Here is a 23,326-nt window from a genome sequence, read left to right as displayed (position 1 = left end):
CGCGCTTTCGGGTAAACCCGCCAAGCTCATCATCGGCGCCATGATGCGCAAGCTTTTGCAGGTCGCCTTCGGCGTCCTCAAATCCGAAAAACCCTTCGATCCAGCCCTGCATGGCGCTTGACCCGGATAACAGTATCTACGCGGGTTACCTAACAAATCACTCAAATCAGAGCGGGGAGGGCATTAAAACTTGTTTGCACAAGTCCCAACCCTTTTATGTCACCTGGCTTTCCCATCGCGCACTAGACCGCCGATACAAACAATGCTCGCGTAGCGGATGGCCGGCGGGGAGAGCGGGGTGCTGAAATGTTTCCCCAGCTAATTGCATGCCGAGCCGTTCCATGACGGCGCGCGACCGGGTGTTGCCTACCGCCGTGAAAGAGACGATCTCGGGAAGATTCAGCACGTCGAAGCCGATGCGCAGAGCGCCTTTTGCCGCTTCGGTCGCATAGCCCTGGCCCCAGTGCCGATACGCGAGCCGCCAGCCGATTTCGACGCATGGTGCGAATGGAAGCGCGGGTGAGGGCACATGCAGTCCGACGAACCCGATGAATTCGCCGGTGCGCTTGAGTTCGGTGGCCCATAAGCCCCACCCCCGTTCATCGATCAGCGCCCGGATGCGTTCGGCCATTGCATCACTGGCGGCTTGGTCGAGCGGGGAAGGGAAGAACGCCATCACCCGCGGATCGGCATTCAGCTGCGCGAATGGCTCCCGATCGGTGATACGCCACTGCCGTAGCCGAAGACGTTCGGTATCGAATTCAATCGGATTTGGCATCGCTATCGAGAAACTAACAGGAAAAAACATCGTTCTTCAAATCGGGGATTTCGTCCCGCAACAGCCATTCGAGACGGTCGTTGCCCCGATCGCGGCGTGGATCGTATCAAGATACGCCGAACAGCCCCTGATTGCCGTGGTGCAGATCGGTACGCATCCGGATGAGACCTTGAGAGATCCCATGGCCTTTACGAAAAAGCGGTTGCCACTTATACCGACCGGTCTTTAATCTTTCAAACGGACTGGCCGGTAACTACCGGCCGGTCCGTATCAAGACAGCGTTTACACAATAACGATCGACCGGAGGAGAAGACATGGTGGCAACCAGCGAAAAGAAAACCGTTTTCGGCGCGTGTCCGCACGATTGTCCGGACACCTGCGCGATGCTCTACGAAGTCGAAAACGACCGGCTGGTCAACGTTCGCGGCAACCCCGATCATCCCTTCACCCGGGGCGGCTTGTGCACCAAGCTCAAGGATTTCCATGACCATCATTACAACCCGGAGCGGGTGCTCCATCCTTTGCGCCGCGTGGGGCCGAAAGGCTCCCGCCGATTCGAGCGGATTTCCTGGGACGACGCGCTGGCCGAGATCAAGAGCCGCTGGACCGCCATCATCGATCAGTACGGCGCGGAAGCGATTCTGCCCTACAACTACCTGGGCAACCAGGGCACTCTCCAGGGCCTGACCGTCGGCGATGCCTTCTTCAACAAGCTGGGCGCGAGCGTGCTGGAAAAGACCTTCTGCGCGAGCGGTTCGTCCATCGCCTGGCTGCTCACGGTCGGACCCACCGGCGGCGTCGATCCGGAAAGCTTCGCCCAGTCCAAATACATCGTCATCTGGGCCTGCAATTCGGTCAGCACCAACCTGCATCATTGGCATATCGTCCACGAGGCGCAGAAAAACGGCGCCAAGGTGGTGGTGATCGATGCCTACAAATCCCGCACCGCCAAGCAAGCCGACTGGCATCTGGCCCCGAAGCCCGGCACCGATGCCGCGCTGGCCATGGCGATGATTCATCAGATCATCGCGGACGATTTGCTGGATCATGATTATATCGCGCGATACACGGTCGGATTCGAGGAGCTGAAGGCGCGGGCGGCCCGTTACACGCCCGAGTACGCTGCCGAAATCACCGGCATTTCCGCCGACGACATCCGGAAACTGAGCCGCGAATACGCGACGACCCAGCCCGCGGCCATTCGCTTAGGGGTGGCCTTGGAACGTCATCAAGGCGGCGGGCAAACCATCCGCGCGGTGTGCTGCCTGCCCGCTTTGACCGGCGCCTGGCGGCATGTGGGCGGCGGCTTGCTGCAGATGCCGGTCTGGGAATTTCCCGTCCACTGGGATCGGGTGTGCCGGCCGGAATGGATCAAGCCGGGTACCCGCGTGATCAACCTTTTGAAGCTGGGCGACGCGCTGACCGGGCGCATGCCGCTCACGCCTCCCGTCAAGTCGCTGATGGTCTACAACGCCAACCCGGTGTCGCAGGCCCCGGAAACCAACAAGATCGTCGAGGGCTTGAAGCGCGAGGACTTGTTCACGGTGGTCAGCGAGCACTTCATCACCGATACCGCCGCCTACGCGGACCTCGTCCTGCCCGCCACGATGGCGGGGGAAATGGACGACATCATGTGGTCCTGGGGCCATTTCTATTTGACCCTCAACCAGAAAGCGATCCACGCCTCGGGCGAAGCCGTGCCCAACACCGAATTGTTCCGGCGGTTGGCCAAAGTCATGGGGTTCGACGACGCGCAGTTCGAGCGCAGCGATCGCGACATGATCGAACATTATGTCGACTGGAACGCGCCGCAGCTCCGGGGCATCGACATGGCCTATCTGGAGCGGCAGGGTTACGCGCACATCCGGGGCGGCAAACCGGAATCGTCGGCGCCGCACGCCGAAGGCAATTTTCCGACGCCTTCGGGGAAGTGCGAGTTCAAAGCCTCGGGCGCCGCCCAAGGCAATTTCGTCGCGCCCGTATTCCGGCAGATGTATGAAAGCGGCCAAGGCGGCGAACCGATCGATACCTTGCCCGATTACGTGCCCTGCCGCGAGCGGCCGGAGAGCGATCCGGAGCGGGCGAAGCGTTTCCCGCTGAACATCCTCTCGCCCAAGAGTCACGGCTTCTTGAACTCCTGTTACGCCAACGAGGAACACAAGATCCGCGCCCAGGGCGAGCAATTCGTGCTCATCAACCCGGCCGATGCCGAGTCGCGAGGCATCAATGACGGCGATTGCGTGAAGGTTTTCAACGACCGCGGCGAATTCGAGGCCGACGCGCGGGTGACCGAGGATACCCCGCCGGGCGTGGTGGTCGCGACCCTGGGCTACTGGCGGAGCCGCAACCGCGGCAACGGCTCGGTCAATGTCATCAGTTCGGCGTCCTATTGCAACTTAGGCCATGCGCCGACTTTTTCGGACAATCTGGTCGAGGTGTTGCGTTCCGGCGAGGGCGGTTAGCGGATGACATCCGCTATCGCGTTTTCAGTTCTGCTGTGCGGGCTGAATCGCGTGAGGCGCTGTAAAAGGAAGCCGCCGTTGGCGGCGACTTGTTTGAGAGCGGGTCTCGCCCCGCCGGCGAGTTTCTTTCTTTTGCTTGCCCAAAAGAAAGAAACCAAAGAAAAAGGCACCCGGATGGCGCGCTGATCCTGCGCGTCACCGCCTGGAGCCGGGGGCGACAGAAGGCACTTCCGTGTGCCTCTGTCGCCGCGCGGCTTCCTGCCGCGCCCCTTGCGGGCTAATCCGGCTCCAGACGGCGATGCTCGGGCACGCCATAACGGGACGATACCGAACCGCCATACATCAGATTTGAAAATGTTCTAGGCCGACGAGTGGGCAGACCTTCCCGGGGCTGCCCACTCTCGTTGAGGTGCGTTTCGCTTTGTCCTTCTGCGAGGAATGGACGGTCAACAGCATCGAAGGGCAGGGGTGTTTAGGCACGGCCCCGTGCGCGCTCCCAAGCATAACGGATCGCGTTTTTCATCTGGTCCCATTTGCCGCCCGGCTTGTCTTTTTCCCATCGACGCTGCGCGTCCGATTCCAGCGCTGCCCAGTCCTTGCCGGCGTAGGCGGGATCGGTGCCCAGCGTATGGCCGAAGCGGTAAGCGGGCACATATTGGTCGTAAGGCTGGCCCATATTGCCGAAATGGGTCGAATAGTGTTGACGAAAATCGGCATCGAAACGCTCGAAGCCGGACGGTATTCCGGCTGCGCCTTTGCCCAATTCCTCGACTTCGACTTCAGTCCGGCGCAGGGTGTCGTGGACGGTCTCGGTATGTTCCGTAACGCCTTTGCTGACGGTTACTTCTTCGACCACCCGCGCTTCCTTGGAGGCTACGGCCTCTTCCCCCATTTCGGTGAGCTCGATGGTGCCTTCCTTGAACGCTTCCATGTCCGCGCCTGACATGGGGCGGTCGACAGGGTGGCGTTCGACGCTGACATGCTCTTCGCGTAGGGTGATATCTTCATCCACCGGTCGCTCCGTCATATGGGTGTAGACGCGGACCCCGCCGCGCTTGACGGCGCGTTTGCCCACTTTCAGCTCTTCCTCGACGACCGGGATTTTCGCTTCCTCGCTGCCACGTATAGGTTCCGTGGTGGTGCCCGCTTTACCCATGGGCGGCTGTGTCGTGCCCGCCTGCTGCCATTGAGTCGCACGCTCCTCGATATTCACCGCGCCGTGCTCCTCCAGAATCTGTGCGGCGCGATCGGCATGGCTTTCGTCGGTTTCGACGGTGACCAGAAGGCCGCCGCGCCGGACGCCTTCCGAGTAATAACGGATATCCTCCACAGGGAGCCCGATTTCCTGCCGGCGCTCTTCGAGCAGCCCGAGCTTGGACAGGACATAGCGGAGGCCGGATTCTTTCTGGGCTCCCCCAGCCGTGCCTAGCTCGCGTTCGTATTCGACATCGCTGGTCAAGACATGAATGTGATCGCGGCCGAAGCCTTCACGCTCAAGGTCGTGCACGACTTTTTCGGCTTCCGAGCGCGTATCCAGCAATCCAACCACTGTGTTTAACATGGCTTTCTCCTTACCTTTTCCAAAATTCGATCGAAAACATTAGGGCATCTCAGTGTGAGACATCGGGCTGTTCGCGTTCCGTCTCCCGTGGTTCCCGAAGAGGAATCCGCTCGACCGACACTTCTTCGCGCCGCAACGCCACTTGCTGCGGCTGGCGCGATTCGGTCCGACGCGTGGTCACATGCAGCTCTTCCTTCAGCATGAGCCGTTTTTCCACCACCAGGATCTCTTCGAAAACGGGAATGATCAGCGTGTCGCCTTCATAACGGGGGGGCACCGGCCCATCCACGGGACGGTTTACCGCGACCCGCTCGACATGGAGCGTTTCCTGTACCAGAGGATCATCGACTTCTTCGATATAGGTGGAAACGCGCTTGGTGATGCGGACCCGCCCCGTTTCCACCTTGCGCGTTTGCCGTACCAGCCGTTCCTCCGCCACGGGAATGGTCAGCGTTTCGGCGCCTCCCGGTGTGGCCGGCCAACAGCTCATGGCTTCGGCCAAGGTCATGGGCAGAACATAGGTTCCGTCCTCCTGCCGATTCAGGAAGTTCACGGGGATAATCAGCCGCTCGCCGTGCTCGAATTGCACCGGCACCGAGGCTTTTTCATTCAAGGGCAGGGATTCGGGGTCTATATGCCCCTGGAGACCGTCTCTGCTGACGACTACCGGACTAAGCCGGGATGAGCGTTCCATGGCGTTTGGTTTACGTTGCGGTCCCTGACTCCGGGAGGTAGAACGTTGGAGGGCGGGGCGTCGAGTTTCAAGCAACCTGCGAAAGCAGGTTCAAGTAGCGGGACCATGGTGTTTCCGTTTCGCATCCTGATGTCTCGATTCCTTTGCAGGCAACTGCGATGTTGATAATTGGAAACGGATTTTCTTGTGGAGTTCCCCCGGAACAGTCGAGACTTGGGTCTATTTGTAAACGGAGAGCCGTTGCCGGCCCGGTATCGTTACAGCACCGATTACATCCGTTCACAACGGATAATAGCGTTCGGATTTCCCCCATCGCCTGATTCCGTTGGCCATTTTCCAAAGAGACAGTCACCGCCATGCGTCGCGACATTCCCGCAGCACGAATGAATGATCTTCCGGACAACCCACGCGGGCTGTCCGCCCGCGATGTCGCCGATCGCAGAAAACGATACGGGCGGAACGACATTCTCGAAATCACCGGCAGCCCGTGGCTGGAGTCGGCCCGCGATACGCTCAAGGACCCCATGATCTGGTTCCTGGTCGGGACCGGTCTGATTTATGCCGTGCTCGGCAGTTATGCCGAAGCTATCACGCTGGTGGTGGCGATTCTGCCGCTGGTGGGCATGGATGCCTTTCTGCATCGCCGGACACAGGTATCGACAGAAGGGCTCGGCCGGCAACTCGCGCAGACCGCCCTTGTCGTTCGGGACGGCACGCTATTGGAAATCCCCGCTTCAGAGCTGGTTCCCGGCGACCGGGTTCGGATCGAGACCGGCGAAGCCTTTCCGGCCGACGGATTGATCGTCGCCGGAGAGCGTTTGCAGGCCGACGAATCGTCGCTGACCGGAGAAGCCTATCCGGTGCCCAAGCTGGCTCTAAGAGCAATGCCGGCTCAATCCGATGAGGCCGTTTGGATCGACGATGTGCATTGGGGATTTGCCGGTACTCGCCTGTTGACCGGCCAGGCGGAATTGACGGTGGTGTATTCGGGCGGGCAAACCTTGTACGGCGAGATCGTTCGCGCGGCGGGCGCCGGCGAACGGGAGCGCACGCCCTTGCAGACCGCCATTTCCAACCTGGTGGCGCTTCTGATCGCGGCCGCCGGCGTGCTTTGCCTGATCCTGGCCGGCGTGCGCCTGCGTCAGGGCCACGGCTGGGTGGACGCCCTGGTCAGTGCGGCGACTCTCGCGGTGGCGGCCCTCCCCGAAGAGTTTCCGGTAGTGTTCACGGTGTTTCTGGGCGTCGGCGTGTATCGGCTGGCCCGGCGGAAGGCGCTGGTCAGGCGCGGGGTCTCGGTGGAGAACATCGGCCGGATCACCTGCATCTGTTCCGATAAGACCGGCACGATTACGGAGGGCCGTCTCCGACTCGAACATCTGGCCCCGGGCGCGGACGTTTCCGAAGACGAACTGCTCCGGTGGGCGGCTCTCGCGTCCCGGCGGGAAACCGGCGACCCCATGGATACGGCGATATTCGACTGCATCGAGAGGCGTGCGATCACCGCCACCGCCGACGCCCTGCTCGAGACCTATCCATACACCGAGCAGCGCCGCCGCGAAACCGTGGTGGTGCGGATCGGCGGCAGGATACACGTCGCCAGCAAGGGGGCTCCGGAAGTCTTGCTGGCGATGGCAAGCCTTAGTGAGGCGGAGCGGATCGAATGGGCTTCGCGGGTCGACCGGCTAGCCGCCCAAGGGCACAAGGTGCTCGCTTGCGTATATTGGCATCTGGATGACGCCTGGAGCGGCGGCGAGCCGGACCGCGGCGGCCGATTCGCGGGGCTCCTGGCATTCGAGGACCCGATCCGGGACGGCGTGATCGAGGCGGTGAGGGAATGCCGTGCAGCCGGCATCCGCGTTGTGATGGTCACTGGCGATCACCCGGCGACGGCGGCCGGCGTGGCGCGGGAGATCGGGATGAACGGCGGCATCGTTCTGGGTGACGAACTCGTCCGCCGTCTCGACGATGGCGCGGTTTTAAGCAGCATTGATTTCGATGTCGTGGCGCGCGCCCTCCCGGCCCAGAAGCTGGCCTTGGTAAGGGCGTTGAAGGCCGAGGGCGAGATCGTGGCCGTAACCGGCGACGGCGTGAACGATGTCCCGGCGCTTCAGGCCGCCGATATCGGCATCGCCATGGGCGAGCGCGGTACCCGCAGCGCGCGGGAAATCGCCTCCATCGTCCTGCTCAACGACAACTTCAGCACCATCGTACGCGCCATCGCCGAGGGGCGGCAGCTATTCCGAAATCTCCAGCTCAGCTTCCAATATCTTCTGCTGATTCACATTCCGTTGGTTATCACGGCCACCTTCATTCCGCTGATCGGACATCCCATTCTCTATTTGCCCGTTCATATCGTCTGGCTGGAAACGCTCATCCATCCCACCGCGCTTTTGGTGTTTCAGGAGCTGCCGGCGCGGGGGCCGCTGCAGCCGGTGCCGAAGCGCCGGGCTGCGCGATTTTTCTCGGGCGGGGAGTGGTTCCTGATCGCCATAATCGGAGCGCTGATCACCGCTCTGATTTTGTGGACCTACGACCGCAGCCTTTTGCCCGGCGGGAATGTCGAACATGCGCGCGCCATGGCCATGGTGGCGCTGACCTGCGCCAGCGCTGCGGCCACCGCCGTTCTAAGCCGACTGCGGACGAAAAGTGCCTGGCTGATGGTCGTCGTGACGGTCGGATCGTCGCTGGTTCTGGTGCAGACGCCTTGGCTGGCCGCGCATTTGAGTCTGCAACCCTTGCACCGGGACGACTGGCTGATCGCCATGTTCGGAGGGCTGTTGTCCGTCGCCGGTCCCATTGTTCTGTATTACGCAGCGAGGCGCCTCGTTCGGGCAGCGGGAGCTTTTCTCGCCGGTTATCTGCCTCGCGCCGCGGAGGATGGTCAGAATGAAGCCGCCGCTTCGCGATCGTCGGAAGCCCCGCTCACCCGTTATGCCTGGCTGTCAATCTTCGCGGCTCTCGTGACAATCGCCTTGAAGACAACCGCCTATCTCGTCACCGGTTCCGTGGCGCTTCTGTCAGATGCGGCCGAATCCTTGGTGAATCTGGTGGGAGCGGGGGCGGCCTTGGTCGTCCTCACGGTGGCCGCGCGACCGGCCGACGAGAACCATCCGTTCGGACACGGTAAAGCCGAATATTTTTCCAGCGGTTTCGAGGGCGCCCTGATTCTGGTGGCGGCAGCCGGCATCGCCTGGGCGGCCTGGGACCGCCTGATGCATCCTCAGGCGCTGGAGGCGCTCAATCTGGGCATGCTCGTCTCGGTGGCGGCTACGGCGGTCAATCTGGCGGTGGCCAGGGTACTGCTACGGGCAGGGCGCCGGTCCGGATCGATCACGCTCGAAGCCGACGGCAAGCACTTGATGACCGACGTCTGGACCACCGGCGCCGTACTGGCTGGGCTGGGCGGAATCGCATTGACCGGATGGCTATGGCTGGACCCGGCCATAGCCTTTCTGGCGGCCCTCAATATCGTGGCCACGGGCACCCGGCTCATTCTGCGTTCGCTTTCGGGGCTGCTCGGCGCCGCCATTCCTCCCGAAGAACGCCATCGCATCGAACGCGTTCTCGACGATTATCGGCGGCAAGGCATCCAGTTTCACGACCTGCGTGCCCGCGTCGCCGGCACCCAGCGGCTGATCACCCTGCATGTGCTCGTGCCGGGCGCGATGACCGTCCAGGAGGGACACGAACTTCTGGAACGCATCGAATCCGACATCCGCGAGGTGATCCCGAATCTCCTTATCGTCACCCATATCGAGCCGCTGGAAGATGCGTCTTCTTTTCGCCATGAAATCATCCAATGAGCCTGACCTAATCATTGGTAATTGGAAGAATCGTCATGGGGGAGGTGAGGATTTAGCGAATTTTCCGATCTGGTGTAGCGCCCCCAGACCGATTTATCGGCACAGGATGGCCGACCGACGACGGCTCCGATCACGGAGGGTAGGCCGGGATAAGCCTGTCCTGAGCCCAGTCGAAGGGCTTATTCCATTCGGCATTCGAGTGAACATTAATTGTAGGATGGGTTAGCCCCTCGGCTCCGCTCGGGACAGGCTCCGCGTAACCCACCGATTCGAGGTCGCTTGGTGGGTTACGGCCTCGCAGCCTAACCCACCCTACAAAAATTAATATTGAAAGCGATTTGGAATTATTCCCGCCTACATTTTGGGTGTACGAGGGGCGTCCCCATTCACGCCGCTAAACCGTGATGAAAATCGGCTTGGCGTCACGCCGCCCATTTCCTTCCGTGACCGGCATGATCCAGCATCAGTTCGAACACGTCGTCGCACTTTTCCTGAAGCATCGCCCGGTTGTAGCTATCGGGCAGGTTCGCATCCAGTACCTGCTCCACCGCCGACCGGACGATCCTTTTGGTCTGGGCGTCTCTGTACCAGTCCTGAACAAGCACCTTGGGCGATTCTTCGAGCAAGCGATGCAAGAGGGCTTTGGCGGCCAGTTTGACCTTTTGGGTTTCGTCTTGGGTCATGCCGTCTTTTTTCAGCAGGTCGAACAATTCCAATTCCTCCTCCGTCAGCCCTTCCCGGATATGTCGCTCGTCCTCGGCCTGCATGTCCCGAGTGAAATCCATCAAGTCCTCGAAGTAGTTCTCGGTCGAAGCGGCGCCGGAATTGTACGCGTCGATGATCTGCTGCAGGCGTTGAGCGAAGCCCGCGCGGGTGACATTCCGTTCCAGCATCAGCTTGAGCTTGTGCTCGATGAACGCCCGCAGATCGGCGATTTCGATGTTCTTGTACGTCGCCTGCTTGAATTCCTCCCGGAGCTTTTCGAAGTTGATTTTGCTCAGGTCCCAGGTCCTGCCTTTCTGGATGATCCGATACTCGGCGCCGTATTGGCGCACGCTGAAGGATTCACTGTCGTTCACCACCACGCTCTCATCCAGCAGCTCGCCGATTCGAAGGCTCACCGCGTCGATATCCGCAGGCTCTACGATGCTGTCGATCACGCCCCGCAGATACTGAAACGCCGCCACCATCCGCCCTTTGTTTTGGGACAGGATTTCCGGCTTCGCCGCCTCGTACAGGGATGAAACGGTGTTCTCGTAGACGTTGAACGACTTGCGCCATTCGTCGTTGCCCAGCAGGGTATCGGCAAACTCCTTGAAGCGGCCGACCTGGGTGAACACGTCGTCGCGAGCCATGACTTCGCCCAAGGGGATGCCTCTTTCGTTGCAGAAAGCGACGCCCTGCTCGATGGCGTCGTCCAGCAGTCCGAACAATACGGCCTTGTCCTGGACCGGCGGTTGGTCCTCTTCATCCTGTCCCTGCGCGTAATCCTTCAGCGCCCGCTTCATATTCCTGAAGACGTTGTAATAGTCGACGATCTCGCCGTTGCGCTTCGATATCCCGTTGACCTGCCAGGATGTCACCCGATTGGCGCGGGCAATGGTTTGCATCAGCGTGTGGCCCTGCATGGGCTTGTCGAGGTACAGCGTCGACACGGTCGGAGCGTCGAAGCCGGTAAGCCACATGGCGCAGACGAACACCAGTTGCAGCGGGTGTTCCGGGTCCTTGAAGTTGTATTCGACATCGTGGCCTTTGGAGTCGGGCGTGTTCATGCACTCGCGGTGCGGCTTGATATTCAGGCCCAGCTTGGCGAATTTTTCGTCTTCGCCGGCTTCCTCGCTCACCACCACGGCCATTTCAACCGAACGCATGTATTCGAGGATTTTCTTCAGCCGCGCCTTCTCGATGTCGTTGCCGCTCCGGGCGATGCGCTGGTGCAAGGCCTTCAGCTCTTCCTTCCACAGCCGCTGGACCTTGTCGAACATCTTCACGGCGGTGAACTTGTCCACCGCCACCACCATGCCCTTGCCCAAATAGCCCCGGCGAGGGAAGTGGTAGACGATATCCCTGGCGATGGTCTCCAGCCGGTCGTCCCGCTTGATGACTTCCAGTTCCTGGGCGAACTTCTTCTCCAGCTTTTCCTGCTGGGCCTCGTCCAGGTTTTCGTCTTCCAGAATCCGGTAGAACTCCTCGCTCAAGTCCTCGTTCTGGATCAGCACTTCCGGCACGCGCTTCCCGTAAAACAGCGGCACGGTGGCCCCGTCGTCCATGGATTGCTGGAAGTTGTATTCGGAAACGTAATCGCCGAACCAGGCATTGGTCTTCCGCTCGCGGCCCAGCAAGGGCGTGCCGGTAAAAGCCAGATAATTGGCGTTCGGCAGCCCGGCGCGCATGTTTTCGGCCAGGGACGCGTATTGGGTGCGGTGAGCCTCGTCCACGATCACCACGATATCGTCGCGCTCCGACAGCAAGGGGTATCGCTTGCCCTTGTCGTAGCGGAACTTGTGGATCAGCGTGAAGACCATGCGCTTGTTTCGGCCCAGAAACTCCCTCAATTCCTCGCTGTTCTTCGGCTGCGCGGCCTCGTGTTTCTGCACCGTGCCGGTGTTCAGGAAGTTGCGGTAAATCTGGCCGTCCAGATCGTCCCGGTCGGTCACCACCACGAAAGTGAAGTTGCCAGCGAGCTTCCGGAAAATCTTGCGGACATAAAAGATCATCGAAAAGCTCTTGCCCGAGCCCTGGGTGTGCCAGAACACCCCGAGCTTGCCCGCTTTTTCCCCGCGTTTCCGGAAGACCTCGAAAGCATTGTTGACGCCGATGAATTGGTGGTTCTGGGCGATGATCTTCTGGGTTTCCCTGTGATAGATCACGAAATTCTCGACATAATCCAGAAGCCTGGGCTTGGCGCACAGGCCCGCCACCGCCAGTTCCAGGCTGGTGCCTTGCTGCCGGATTTTCGTGCGGTCGATCTTTTCCTTCTCGTCGTCCACCCGCAGCCAGTTGAAGAAATGCTCCCAGGCGGCGGAGAAGCTGCCGATGCGGGTTTCGATGGCATTGGAGAGGATGCAGAAGGCGTTGGTGAGAAAAAGTTGGGGAATGTCCCGCTTGTAGCCGGTGAGGTTGTCGTCGAACGCCGCCCGGAGCTTCACATTCGAATTCTTCAGCTCGATGAACACCAGCGGAATGCCGTTCACGTACAGCAGCACGTCCGGCCGGCGGAAACGATGTTCGCCCTTGATCCACAGTTGCGAGACGGCCAGGAAGTGGTTTTGCTCCGGGCGGTCGAAGTCGAACACTCGCACCCGCTCCTGTTCCTTTCTGCCCGCGGCGTTCTCGAATTCCACCGGGATGCCGTCCCGCAACAGGCCGTCGATCTCGCGATTGGCGGCCATCAGGCCCATGGCCCGGCGCTTGTCCGTCAGCCGGGCCAGGGCGTCGTCGACAGACGTTTCCGGAACGCCGGGGTTCAGCCGCTGCGCCGCCTCCTTCAACCGATCCGCCAAGATCACCTCGCGCTTGTCGCCGCGGCCGGAGCCGTCGTTCAAGTCCTCCGCGTCGGCCGTATGGCAAAGCAACACATCGAAGCCGCACAGGTGCTGCAAGCGTTGCAGCAACCCCTGTTCGATGTCGTCTTCGGAGATGAAGTTGGGCATGGTTGAAGGGATCCCCTTAGGTTAAAATCTGGCCAGACTAGACAGAACTGCGAGGCGTAATTATGCAGACCCAATGGCAATTGCAGGAAGCCAAAAACAAGTTTAGCCAGCTCATCAAACTGGCCGCCGAGGGCAAGCCGCAAACCGTCACCGTGCATGGCAAGCCCGCGGCGGTGATCGTGTCGGCCGAAGAATACGCCAGACTCACTCGCCCGCCGACCGGCAAACTCTCCGCCGCCTTGCTCGCCCCCGAGATCGGTGTCGATGAATCTTTATTCAGCCGTGACCGGGACACCGGCCGGGACATCGACCTATGAACTGGCTGCTCGACACCTGCGTACTGTCCGAGTACGTCAAGAAGCAGCCGGCTCCGGAAGTGATCGCCTGGCTGGACGAGCAGGACGAACAGGGCCTGTTCATCAGCGTCGTCACCTTGGGCGAAATCGAAAAAGGCATCGTCAAACTCCGTCAGAGCGACCCGGACCGCAGCCAAAAACTCACCGCCTGGCTGGGCAAGGTGGAACGGCGTTTTGCCGAACGAACTTTACCCTTGGACGCGGCGACCCTGCGCGCCTGGGCGCAGATTTCCGGCGGCGCCGAGTTGGCGGGGCACCGCCTGCCCGTGCTGGACGCCTTGCTGACGGCCGCCGCCCAATGCCACGGATTGACCGTCGTCACCCGGAACGTGCAGGATTTCAGCCTGTTTCCCCATGTGTTCAATCCGTGGGTTTTGTAGGTTGGGTTGGGCCGGAAGGCCGTAATCCGATATCCGGCGTTGGTTAATCGTTCGAGGCCGTTTGCCGGGTTACGCCCTCCGCTGCGCTCCAGGCTAACCCGGCCTACATTCTTCATCCCGCATGCTGGGCGGGAAGCGGATGTCGAGGTTTTCGACGGGGAGTTTGCCGGAGATTAGGCGGGGGAGGAGCGCGTTTCGTGTTGTTTCCAGGGTCTGGCTCTGAGCAACAAGGTTATTCTTAAAATCGAAGATTTTCTGCGCTTGTGCGGAGAATTTATCAATTAGATGACCGGCGGGCAGAAGCACTTTGTTCGAGTAGGCTTGATTGCGATTTAAACCGGGAACTGCCGCGTCGTTGTTAATGAAGTTCATGGATTGCAGTACAAAATACAGAAAATGCATGCTGATATCTGACCTCACGTAATAAACCGTGTCGATTGGAAAAAATGTTTCGTCTGACCAATAGACACTCCCAACGTTGCCCTTTCTGCCGACGATGATTCCCGGCCCAGGTACAAACCCCTTGTTATGGGTACCAACCACGCCACCAGAGCCATATACGGAAAAATGGCCTGGAACTCTGTCGTTATCCTTGAGGGCCTTGCCATAGCACAACTCAAGGACGTCACCGAGAGTTGTTTGTTTCCAGTCTGCGGGCACACCCTTCTCAAACATCGCCTGCTCATGGCCCGGAAAGCGCATCCGGACGAACCATTCGCGATAGATTTCCTCGGCCATCTTTTCCAGTAGCGCGATGCGGCGCCGGTTATTTTCGATCAGGTCGTCGTAGGCGGAGAGGATGGCGGCGATTTGTTGCTGAGTGATTTTATCCGGAACCCGAACCTTGACACCGTAGATACGCTCAGGCGACGTGTGACGAACTTTTGCACCGGAGGAGCTATTCCTTATTTGCTGCCGGACATTGTCTATGTTGAACAGGTAATACAAAAATCGACGATCTGCGACTTGTGGTTTTTCTTTCACCAATCCGAGCCGCTGATTATGGAGATACATAGATGACTCGGGAATCAGTGCAGCAGCGCCTAGCAACCCTTCACCCTGTTCCGTCATTGCAACAATGAGATCGCCTTTTCTTAATAAGTACCGCTCAGGAAATTTTGCCGAATAGAAACGATCCTTTCCTGGACGCACTCTGAAGCCGCCTTCTTCGTGGAAATTTCCTGGCGTCAGTACTACATATTTTCCGGTTTCCGAAAAATACTCGCCCTTGAAAGCAAAACCGTGCTCAACTCGGAGCAAATCAGCAAGGGACGATTCAATCCACATCAGACATCTTCCCCCACGATTTGCCGGATGTTATGGCCAATCACCTCCTCTAGCCCCCGCGCCTCGCCGTTCAGCCGGTTCAGTTCGTCGTTCATCGCCAGCAAGTCGGCGATGAATTCCTCCTCGGTTTTGCCGTCTTCCTCGATCACCACGCCCACGTAGCGGCCGGGATTGAGGGAGTAGTCCTGTTCCTTCACCTCGTCCGGCGAGGCGAGCTTGCACAAGCCGGTTACGTCTTCGTATTCCGCCCTGGGAAAGCGTTCCTGTAGCCAGTGGATGTGCCGGAACCAGTTTTCGGCGGTCTTCACTTCCTCGTGCAGGGCTTCCAGCGCGGCTTTCAGCTGCCGGGTTTGCCGGTCCGCGCCGCCACGCTTGCCCTCGGCCTTGGCGGCTTCGGTCTGCCGCTTTTCGTGTTGGCGCAGGGTCTTGTCCAGCGCCTTGAGGTCTTCGTGCAAGGCGGCGAAAAAGGGATCGAAGGCGGCGCGCAATTCGTGCTGGGCTGTGTTCTGGTCGTCGACACGAGTGGGAGCGGGCTTCAGCCCGCGATCGGATTCGTCGCGGGCTGAAGCCCGCTCCCACAAGGACTGATATTGCCGGTATCGGGTTTGCAGATCTTCCAGCCCTGCCCAGCGCCGGTTGAGATCGGCAACGGCGGACTTCGCCGTGTCATCGTCCAGCACTTCCTTGATCCGACGGGCCAGCGGTTCGATGTGGGCCTGGTTCTCGGCTAGCTTATCCATGCCCTGTCGGAAGTAACGGTCGATCAGACCGACGAATTCCGAGCGCTGGCCGCGGTGCAGTTTGCTGATGACGGCGATGTTCTGCACCTGCTCGTCGGAAAACTCGCGGTGGGCGCGGTCAACTTGCGTGAAGATGTTGCGGGCGTCGATGAAGAGGATTTTGTCGTCCGGCTTGGCCTTGTCGAAAAACCACAGGGTGGCGGGCAGGGTGACGGTGTAGAACATGTTCGACGGCAGGGTGAGCATGCCGTAGATGAGGTTCTGCTCGATCAGTTGCCGGCGGATGTCCGCCTCGGAATGGCGGGCGTCGGAGGCGGAATTGGCCATGACCAGCGCGGCGCGCCCCTTCGGCTTCAGCGAGGTGGCGAACAGGTTGATCCACAGGTAGTTGCCGTTGGGCACGGTTTCGATCCCCGCATCCTTCTTGGCGGTTTTGCTCTTGTTGCGCGGCACGCCGTAAGCGTTGAAGCGGCGATCCTTCTCGACGGCCGAGAGGCTCACGTCGTCGACGTTGAAGGGCGGATTGGCGAGCACGTAGTCGAACTTGCCGAAGCTGAGGTAAGGGTCTTCGTAATAGGTGTTGCACTGCTGGATATCGCCGCGCAGGCCGTTGACGGCCAGGTTCATCTTGGCGAGCTTGACGGTTTCCAGGGTCTTTTCCTGACCGTAGACGAAGACATTGGCGGAACTGTCGGCGGCATCGCTGCGATGTTGCTCGATGAATTGGGCGGACTGGACGAACATGCCGCCGGAGCCGCAGGCCGGGTCGAATACGGTGCCGCCGTGGGGTTCGATAATCTCGACCATCAACCGGACCACCGACCGGGGCGTGAAGAATTCGCCTCCGCCCTGGCCTTCGGACAGCGCAAAATTGCCGAGGAAGTACTCGTAAATCTGGCCGAAGATATCGCCGCTGGCATCGGCGGGTATGTCGGCGAAGTTCTTGAGCAGTTGTTTCGGTATGCCTTTGTTCCGCTCCGAACGGGTAAAGCGGGCGTACTCGTCCTTCGGCAGCACGCCTTTCAGCTCGGGCTTGTAGAACTCGATCGCCTCCATGGCCTCTTTGATCGCCTTGGCGATATTCTCCTTCTCGGGCAGGTTCAGCAGGTAATCGTACCGGGCAGTCTCGGGCAGGTAGAAACCGCATATCTCGACGGCGATATCGTGCAGCGGTTTCTCGATGCGGGTTCCCTTCAGTGCCTCGAATTGGGCCTTGATGGCCTTCTCATGCTGACGGTATTTGTTGTCGGCGAATTTGAGGAAGATCAGGCCCAGCACCGGGGTCGAGTATTCGCTAGCTTTCAGATCGGAGTTGGCGCGCAGGTTGTCGGCGGCGCTCCAAAGGTCGGCCTCGAGTTTCTTGAGTTGCTCTTTGTTCATTCAATTCTGCGCATGAATACCAAGTTCCGCCGTCACCTGAGCCGAAGGACGGGCTTTTTCTCGTCCAGGAAAAAGCGGTCAGGTCACGTTTCGAACGCAGCGTAACCCCGGCGGAAATGAAAAAGGGCTGCATTTCTGCAGCCCTTTGTTTTATATGATGCCCGGATACGATTCGAACGTACGACCTTCACCTTGGGAGGAAAACTGTCATTTCGTCAGGCATTTAAAGTCAATCTGTTATGCGCAGTCTCCCCGCGCGAATCGGACTGAAAGTGCCACGAAACGAAGGGTCTTGACTGGGATTCGTCACGTTTTGGGCACTTCTGCTCGAAAATAAGGCTGTTTTGAATTTTCATCTTCGCAGCAGCTAGTTGCCACATCCATCTTGAATTGTAAGTAATTGTATTATCCAAAGAAAGACGCAATCCTGAAAATAGGAGCATCGGATTAAGCATAACTGGTTATGCAATAAGCTCATTACGCTGAGCTTGTTCTTGAATATGCTTCAATCCCTGAAAAAGAATTCGAAAATCGGCTGTGTTTGGATAATCCCTGGTGGGAACCTGGGGGCGGCTATAGCCGCCGAGGTTCGAGGGAATGTCCGCCACCCGCTTGATGGTGGCCGCGGCTTCCTGTGCATCGAGCATGTTCTCGACGCCAGCCCCAGTCCTCGGCTCGAAGCTTCGGATGATCTTGATGTTCGAGACAACCGCTTCGCCTGCCGTCGCCGTGAAATCGAGCGTGAGCCGGCCGCCGGACACTTCCGGGGTGAGGGTTCTAGGGATGATCGTCCGGGCGGCCGGCCAGCGACTACGCGATCGCGCTCACTCTGCTCGGCGTCGGCATTGCGCTTGGGGGATCAACCGGTGGTGGATCGGCCGATCGAGGTCGCTCGGGGAGGGATGAAGAAGGACTGATGGATAGGCGAATATAACCCCGGATGCCATTCGTCCCCACGCTTCAGTTAGCGATGCCGGAGCGTGTTGGCGTAGGTCTAATTCAATTTAAGCGTCTACTGACGGACGGCTTCATCGCCGACGATCACGCCGCGGACGGCCAGCCTGTTTTCCTCGTCCCGGAAATGTCGAACGGACGTGCTGACCGGATTTCCGATTTGCCAGTAACTTGAGAGTACCGGAGAAATCGTTATGAGCACTGCGAAATTGGATTCTATCGGACAATACCTCCTCAAGCGTCTATACGATGCGGGGGTCAAACATATCTTCGGCGTTCCGGGCGATTATGTGCTTGGCTTCTACGATTTGATGGTTAAAAGCCCGATCCAGCACATCGGCACTACGCGGGAAGATACCGCCGCCTTTGCCGCGGACGGCTATGCCCGTTGTCGGGGAATGGGCGCGCTGGCGGTGACTTACGGCGTGGGAGCGTTGAATACGGTCAATGCGGTTGCCGGTGCCCATGCGGAGTCCTCGCCCGTGGTCGTTATCAGCGGCGCTCCGGGGGTGCGTGAACAACGCGAAGATCCGCTGATTCATCACCGTTTCGGCCCTTTCACGTTTCAGCGCGAGATTTTCGATCGCATCACCTGCGCCACCGTCGTGCTCGATGATCCGGTAATCGCCTTTCGCCAGATCGACCGCGCCATCGCGGCCGCTCGCCGGTTGTATAAACCGGTTTACATCGAGATCCCGCGCGATCTGGTCATGGCTGAAGGGCATCCGATGCCGGCAGAGCCGCTAGAGGAGCCTTCGAGCGATGAAGCCGCTTTATCGGAAGCGGTCGCCGAAACCGCGGAGCTCATGGCGAACTCGGTTTCGCCGACGATCTTGGCGGGCGTCGAGCTGCAACGACGCGGACTTCAGGATGCCTTGGTCGAACTCGTCGAGCGGGCACGCTTGCCGGTGGCAGCCACATTGACCGGCAAGTCGGTCATTGCCGAGCGGCACCCGGCCTATCTCGGCGTCTATGAAGGCGCGATGAGTTCGGAGAATGCGCGTTACATGGTGGAGCAATCCGATTTGCTGCTGATGTTGGGCGTCACCTTGAACGACATCGATACCGGCATCTACACCGCGCGTCTCGATCCTCATCGCATCGTACGCGCGGCTCAAAACGAAGTCGTGATCCGCTATCACCGCTATCCCCGCGTCACCTTATCGGACTTCGTCCTGTCGTTGGCGCACTCGGTGAAAGCTCGAAGCGAAGCGCTCCCGGTGGCGGCCGTAGCGGCCGAAGCGAGCGGGTTTCCCGAACAAAACCGACCCATGACGATCGCCCGTTTGATCGAGCGACTCAATCGGGCGCTGACGTCCGACATGATCGTGGTCAGTGACGTAGGCGATTGCCTGTTCGCCGCGATCGATCTGCGGGTCTACGAGCGGAGCGAATTTTTGTCCTCGGCTTTCTATACCACGATGGGTTTTGGGGTGCCCGCCGCGCTCGGCGCGCAAGTTGCCCGCCCGGATCATCGCGCGCTCATCCTGGTCGGGGATGGTGCGTTTCAGATGACCGGCACGGAACTTTCGACGCACATACGCCTCGGCTTGGCGCCAATCGTGGTGGTTTTTAACAATTGCGGTTACAGCACCGAACGGTTCATCCTCGACGGACCTTTCAATGACATCAGTTGTTGGCGTTTCGACCGGCTGGGCGAGGTTTTCGGCCCATTGAACGGGTACGACGCGCCTGATGAAGAAGCCTTTGAAGAAGCGCTCGTCAAAGCTCTAGCTGACCGTGCCACGCCAAGCATCATCAACGTTCACCTTTCGCAGGATGACACGTCTTCGGCCATGAGGCGTCTTGCGGAGCATTTGAAGTCGAGAGTCAAAGGCTGAAGCTGAGCGGTGATGTCGGAGCTAGACCAAGGAAAGGTGCCTCCTCCCGTGGGAGCAGGCTTTAGCCCGCGATCTTGTGCGGCCTCCGATCGCGGGCTAAAGTCCGCTTCCGCACAAAATCATCCATTAAGTTAGCTGTCAAAATGTCAGACCTCCAGCTATTAGCTAGACAAAAAGCCGAGGCAATGATGCAAAAGCGCATCGCTTCCCTGCCTACTGAGATTCAGGCAATTCAGCACGAATTGTCCGCGAAGGGCTTAGTGAAATCCGGCGCGATGCTGAAGCGGGTATTGGCGACGTGCAAGGCATCGATAGAAGCCCAGTCGCAGACGGTTCTCGCGGAGTACGAGTGGGCGGTGAGGCAAGCATTGTTTGCCAGCCAGTCGTGGGTTGAGCGCTTGGTCGTAGACGCATCAGAGTCCTTGGAGCATCTCTACGAGGCAACCCAAGGCCACATCTACAAGGCATGTCACTTGGCTGGCACGCCGGAACTTGCAGTGCGGCTCCTCAGAGACCTGGAAACAACAAAAGTTGCGGCCAAAGACAGCATCGCTCTGTCCCTTCGGTCCAGGTTCGCTGAACGTAGCCGAGGGCTTATTCGGGGACTTCCAAGCCTTCTATCGCGCGTCATCTCCCGTATCTTCGGAGGAGGTGGCGCGTGAAGCAAACGATCGGGCGTCGCCATTTTTCCAAGCATCGGCTGGGCAAGTGCCGTCGGGTAGAGAAAAGCGGCGTCAGTGGCTATTTGTGGACAAATTCATCCGCGGAGGAAAATAACGACCAGCGTCTGTACGACATGGCCTTCTTGACCCGATTCTCGGCGAGTTCCAGGGCGGCTTCGCGTGGCAGGATGGTTGTCTTCTTAACGGTCTCCAAGACCTGTTCCGTATTGCTCCGGACTTTCTCCTCAATCGACGAAAATGCCGTCGATTGAGTGGCGCCTCGATATTCCATGGCTGCGCATATCACGCCGCCCGCATTGGCAATGAAATCGGGAACGCAGAGCACGTCTCGCCCATGCAGAAATATTTCCGCTTCGGGGGTGACGGGGATATTGGCCCCCTCGACGATCAATCTGGTTTTGAGATGTGATACGTTCGCCGCATTGATCACATCGGGTCGTGCGGCGGGTATCCAGATATCGCATTCCATGTCGATCACGGCTTCCCGGTTCAGTTTCTCGCCGTCCGTATGGTCAGAAACGCTTTTTCCCGTCTTCTTTAATGCCATCAGAGCACTGACATCCAAGCCGCGAGGATTATGGACAGCACCCTGACTATCGGAGGCACCAACCAAGATAGCCCCGGCTTGGGTCAAAAAGCGCGCCGAGTGCTGACCAACGGCACCGAAACCCTGAATCACGACGCGGGCACCGTCCAGCTTTAAATTGCTGTAGCGCGCCGCGATTTCCGTGGCCTGATAAATCCCCCAACCGGTTGCTCCGATTTCATCCAGCGGAATGCCGCCCAGGTCGCGGGGCAAACCGGCGGCACGGCCTATTTCATCTTTTACCCAGGCCATACAGTCTTCATCGGTACCCATGTCGGGCGCAAAAATATAATCTCGCTCGTTTCTCAAACTCGAGGCAAAAGCGCGGATGAGTTTTTCCTTTTCCGGTCCGGGCATTTTCGGATCGCCAAAAATGACGGACTTGGCGCCGCCGTGAGGCAAACCGGCGGCCGCATTTTTGAAGGTCATCGCCCGGGCGAGACGAAAGCACTCCTCCACGCTGACATCGGACGCCATCCGTAATCCCCCGATGGCCGGACCTCTCGCTACATTGTCTACGACCAGTATGGCTTTCAATCCTACGGAAGGCTCATAAACGTGGATGATCTTGGCGGGACCAAAGGCGTCTGCAAACGCAAAAACATCGCTCGCGTTCATATCTGTTAACCCATGGTGCTGTTTTGAAACCCAGTTGAAGAGGTCACGCGGGCAGGCCAAGTTCTGGAGAAGCCCATTACTCCTTCTCCGAGCGAAGTCCTGCCCACATAACCGCAATCAGCGTTATCACCGAACGATTCGGCTGCATAGATAATGAGATTCGTAGCGTTCACAAGCATTCGCAAGCGGTGCGTTTTTCTCGTTCCAATGCCAGGGCGCTACTGCCAAACCGGCGCGAGGCCGTCCCCGCAAGGAAGGGTCGCGCTCAAGCGACCGTTTGCGATTGGAAGGGTCGCGCTCAAGCGACCGTTTGCCATTGGAAGGGGCCGATTAAAGGCCCGTTTGCGATTGAAGGAGCAACGCCGCCAGCCGTGCAATCGGGTGCATAGCGGCTTCACGCAGACGGTGAAGCGGGTAGACGGTAGGACGGTCAGGATTCATGGGTCTTTTCTAGACATCCATGCGGTCAACTGCTTTTTCGGCGTATCTCACACAAACTCGCTATCGTTTCGGCAGTCTATTTAGAGGAAAGTAGTCGCGAGGAAGCAAGCAGTGGAGGCCTTTCTCAACATCGATTGGGCAGAACTCTTCATCCCGAGCGCTCCCGTCGTGGAGACGATCATTCGCGGGACGCTCGTCTACTGGTTCTTATTCCTGATCTTCCGCTTGGTCATCAAGCGCGATATCGGCTCGGTTGCCGTCACCGACCTCATCGTAGTGGTCATCATTGCCGATGCGGCACAGAACGCTATGGCGGCCGATTACAACTCCATCACCGACGGACTCATTTTGATCAGCACGATTGTGTTCTGGAACTTTCTGCTCGACTGGGCAGCCTACCGTTTCCGATGGTTCGAACGCTTCATGGCACCCGAAGCACTCAAGCTGATAAAGGATGGACGCATCTTGCATCGCAACTTGCGCCGGGAGTTCTTGACCGAAGAGGAGTTGATACGCAAGGTCCGCGAGAGTGGTGTAGAGGACCTGTCCCAGATCCAGGCAGCCTACATGGAAGGGGATGGCACGATCAGTGTGATCAAGCGGGGCGCGTGAGTACCGTTACCCTAAGAAGCCGCTTCAAACTACTACGCACCGCCATACCCGCGTTGCTCAAGGGTTCGAAATGCTCATGTACTCCTCTGTACACCCTGGTTTTTACTCGCCCCATCCCTGGGGCTCGCCCTTCGGGCCAGCCTCCGGCTGTTCTCTCCGCGTGTCCCGCGCTCCGGGTCGGCCTTTCGCGGCTTGTTCTGACGGTGCTCATGACGTTTGACAACAGCTTCTAAGAGACTTGCTTTACGCCATCGATAACTTGATTTGACAGTACCAGATCGTGAATTGACAACGACTGGATAGAGGGCGGGATATGACAGCCAGGAACGATCGCCAAGAGGCCAGCATGCTGGAACGTGGAGTTATGCTCGAAAGTTGTGGATGAGGGGCTGAGGTAGGCGGCGTATTCTGGATGGTCTTCGAGGTCATCCATTCCTGTTGAGAGGAGCGAATACGCCATGAGTGAAGATAAGGTCATTCGGTTGAAGAGTCCAGGG

The 23,326-nt window shown here is 59.1% G+C and carries 16 protein-coding genes and 1 pseudogene; 8 read left to right on the top strand and 9 right to left on the bottom strand.

From position 1 onward, the window contains the following. Positions 1-121 (top strand): annotated as a pseudogene (locus tag VEB01_RS18065) (IS110 family transposase); the annotation flags it as partial. A 93-nt stretch (positions 122-214) separates the two neighbouring features. On the opposite strand, the gene VEB01_RS18060 reads toward VEB01_RS18065, so the two are convergent. Continuing rightward, positions 215-778: a GNAT family N-acetyltransferase gene (locus VEB01_RS18060; RefSeq protein WP_324877875.1), complete on the bottom strand. Its 564-nt coding sequence runs from the start codon at positions 776-778 to the stop codon at positions 215-217. Between the two features lie 314 nt (positions 779-1,092). Here VEB01_RS18060 and VEB01_RS18055 point away from each other — a divergent pair, with 314 nt between their 5' ends. Continuing rightward, positions 1,093-3,240 carry a molybdopterin-containing oxidoreductase family protein gene (locus tag VEB01_RS18055; protein ID WP_324877873.1) on the top strand — a complete coding sequence of 716 codons (2,148 nt, stop codon included), beginning with the start codon at positions 1,093-1,095 and terminating at the stop codon, positions 3,238-3,240. A 472-nt stretch (positions 3,241-3,712) separates the two neighbouring features. Here VEB01_RS18055 and VEB01_RS18050 read toward each other — a convergent pair whose 3' ends face one another. Further along, positions 3,713-4,801 carry a DUF2382 domain-containing protein gene (locus VEB01_RS18050; protein WP_324877871.1) on the bottom strand — a complete coding sequence of 363 codons (1,089 nt, stop codon included), beginning with the start codon at positions 4,799-4,801 and terminating at the stop codon, positions 3,713-3,715. A gap of 49 nt (positions 4,802-4,850) precedes the next feature. Then, positions 4,851-5,495 (bottom strand): YsnF/AvaK domain-containing protein, encoded by a 645-nt coding sequence (locus tag VEB01_RS18045; protein ID WP_324877869.1) that lies wholly within the window; start codon positions 5,493-5,495, stop codon positions 4,851-4,853. Positions 5,496-5,878: 383 nt separating this feature from the next. Here VEB01_RS18045 and VEB01_RS18040 point away from each other — a divergent pair, with 383 nt between their 5' ends. Then, entirely contained in the window at positions 5,879-9,298 is a 3,420-nt protein-coding gene (locus VEB01_RS18040; RefSeq protein WP_324877867.1) for an HAD-IC family P-type ATPase, read from the top strand. Positions 9,299-9,720: 422 nt separating this feature from the next. Here the strand turns inward: VEB01_RS18040 and VEB01_RS18035 are convergent, their stop codons facing one another. Further along, positions 9,721-12,951: a type I restriction endonuclease subunit R gene (locus VEB01_RS18035; protein WP_324877865.1), complete on the bottom strand. Its 3,231-nt coding sequence runs from the start codon at positions 12,949-12,951 to the stop codon at positions 9,721-9,723. A gap of 62 nt (positions 12,952-13,013) precedes the next feature. Between VEB01_RS18035 and VEB01_RS18030 the strand changes: the two genes are divergently transcribed. Next, positions 13,014-13,268: a type II toxin-antitoxin system Phd/YefM family antitoxin gene (locus VEB01_RS18030; RefSeq protein WP_324877863.1), complete on the top strand. Its 255-nt coding sequence runs from the start codon at positions 13,014-13,016 to the stop codon at positions 13,266-13,268. Beyond that, positions 13,265-13,687, top strand: coding sequence for a type II toxin-antitoxin system VapC family toxin (locus tag VEB01_RS18025; RefSeq protein WP_324877861.1), 423 nt, complete (start codon positions 13,265-13,267; stop codon positions 13,685-13,687). Before VEB01_RS18030 ends, VEB01_RS18025 begins: the two co-directional genes overlap by 4 nt. Before the next feature lie 93 nt (positions 13,688-13,780). Here VEB01_RS18025 and VEB01_RS18020 read toward each other — a convergent pair whose 3' ends face one another. From VEB01_RS18020 to VEB01_RS18010, 3 genes are all read right to left on the bottom strand, one after another. Beyond that, positions 13,781-14,974, bottom strand: a complete 1,194-nt coding sequence (locus VEB01_RS18020) for a restriction endonuclease subunit S (RefSeq protein WP_324877859.1) — start codon at positions 14,972-14,974, stop codon at positions 13,781-13,783. Then, positions 14,974-17,094, bottom strand: coding sequence for a type I restriction-modification system subunit M (locus tag VEB01_RS18015; RefSeq protein WP_324877857.1), 2,121 nt, complete (start codon positions 17,092-17,094; stop codon positions 14,974-14,976). The genes VEB01_RS18020 and VEB01_RS18015 overlap by 1 nt, the downstream gene beginning before the upstream one ends. A 461-nt stretch (positions 17,095-17,555) precedes the next feature. After that, positions 17,556-17,855: a hypothetical protein gene (locus VEB01_RS18010; RefSeq protein ID WP_324877856.1), complete on the bottom strand. Its 300-nt coding sequence runs from the start codon at positions 17,853-17,855 to the stop codon at positions 17,556-17,558. Between the two features lie 387 nt (positions 17,856-18,242). Here VEB01_RS18010 and VEB01_RS18005 point away from each other — a divergent pair, with 387 nt between their 5' ends. Beyond that, positions 18,243-19,889, top strand: coding sequence for an alpha-keto acid decarboxylase family protein (locus VEB01_RS18005; protein ID WP_324877854.1), 1,647 nt, complete (start codon positions 18,243-18,245; stop codon positions 19,887-19,889). A gap of 185 nt (positions 19,890-20,074) precedes the next feature. Next, on the top strand, positions 20,075-20,551 hold the full coding sequence (locus VEB01_RS18000) for a hypothetical protein (protein ID WP_324877852.1): 477 nt from the start codon (positions 20,075-20,077) through the stop codon (positions 20,549-20,551). A gap of 79 nt (positions 20,552-20,630) precedes the next feature. Here VEB01_RS18000 and VEB01_RS17995 read toward each other — a convergent pair whose 3' ends face one another. Further along, entirely contained in the window at positions 20,631-21,776 is a 1,146-nt protein-coding gene (locus VEB01_RS17995) for a Glu/Leu/Phe/Val family dehydrogenase (RefSeq protein WP_324877851.1), read from the bottom strand. 552 nt (positions 21,777-22,328) lie between these two features. On the opposite strand from VEB01_RS17995, the gene VEB01_RS17990 reads away from it, so the two are divergent. Further along, positions 22,329-22,829 (top strand): DUF421 domain-containing protein, encoded by a 501-nt coding sequence (locus tag VEB01_RS17990; RefSeq protein ID WP_324877849.1) that lies wholly within the window; start codon positions 22,329-22,331, stop codon positions 22,827-22,829. Positions 22,830-23,058: 229 nt separating this feature from the next. Here VEB01_RS17990 and VEB01_RS17985 read toward each other — a convergent pair. Further along, positions 23,059-23,326, bottom strand: a 268-nt coding sequence (locus tag VEB01_RS17985) for a hypothetical protein (protein ID WP_324877847.1), incomplete at its 5' end; no start/stop codon positions are given.

It is taken from the genome of Methylocaldum sp. (genome assembly GCF_035627495.1).
GTDB lineage: Bacteria > Pseudomonadota > Gammaproteobacteria > Methylococcales > Methylococcaceae > Methylocaldum.
This window is presented reverse-complemented; position numbering and strand designations above follow the sequence as displayed.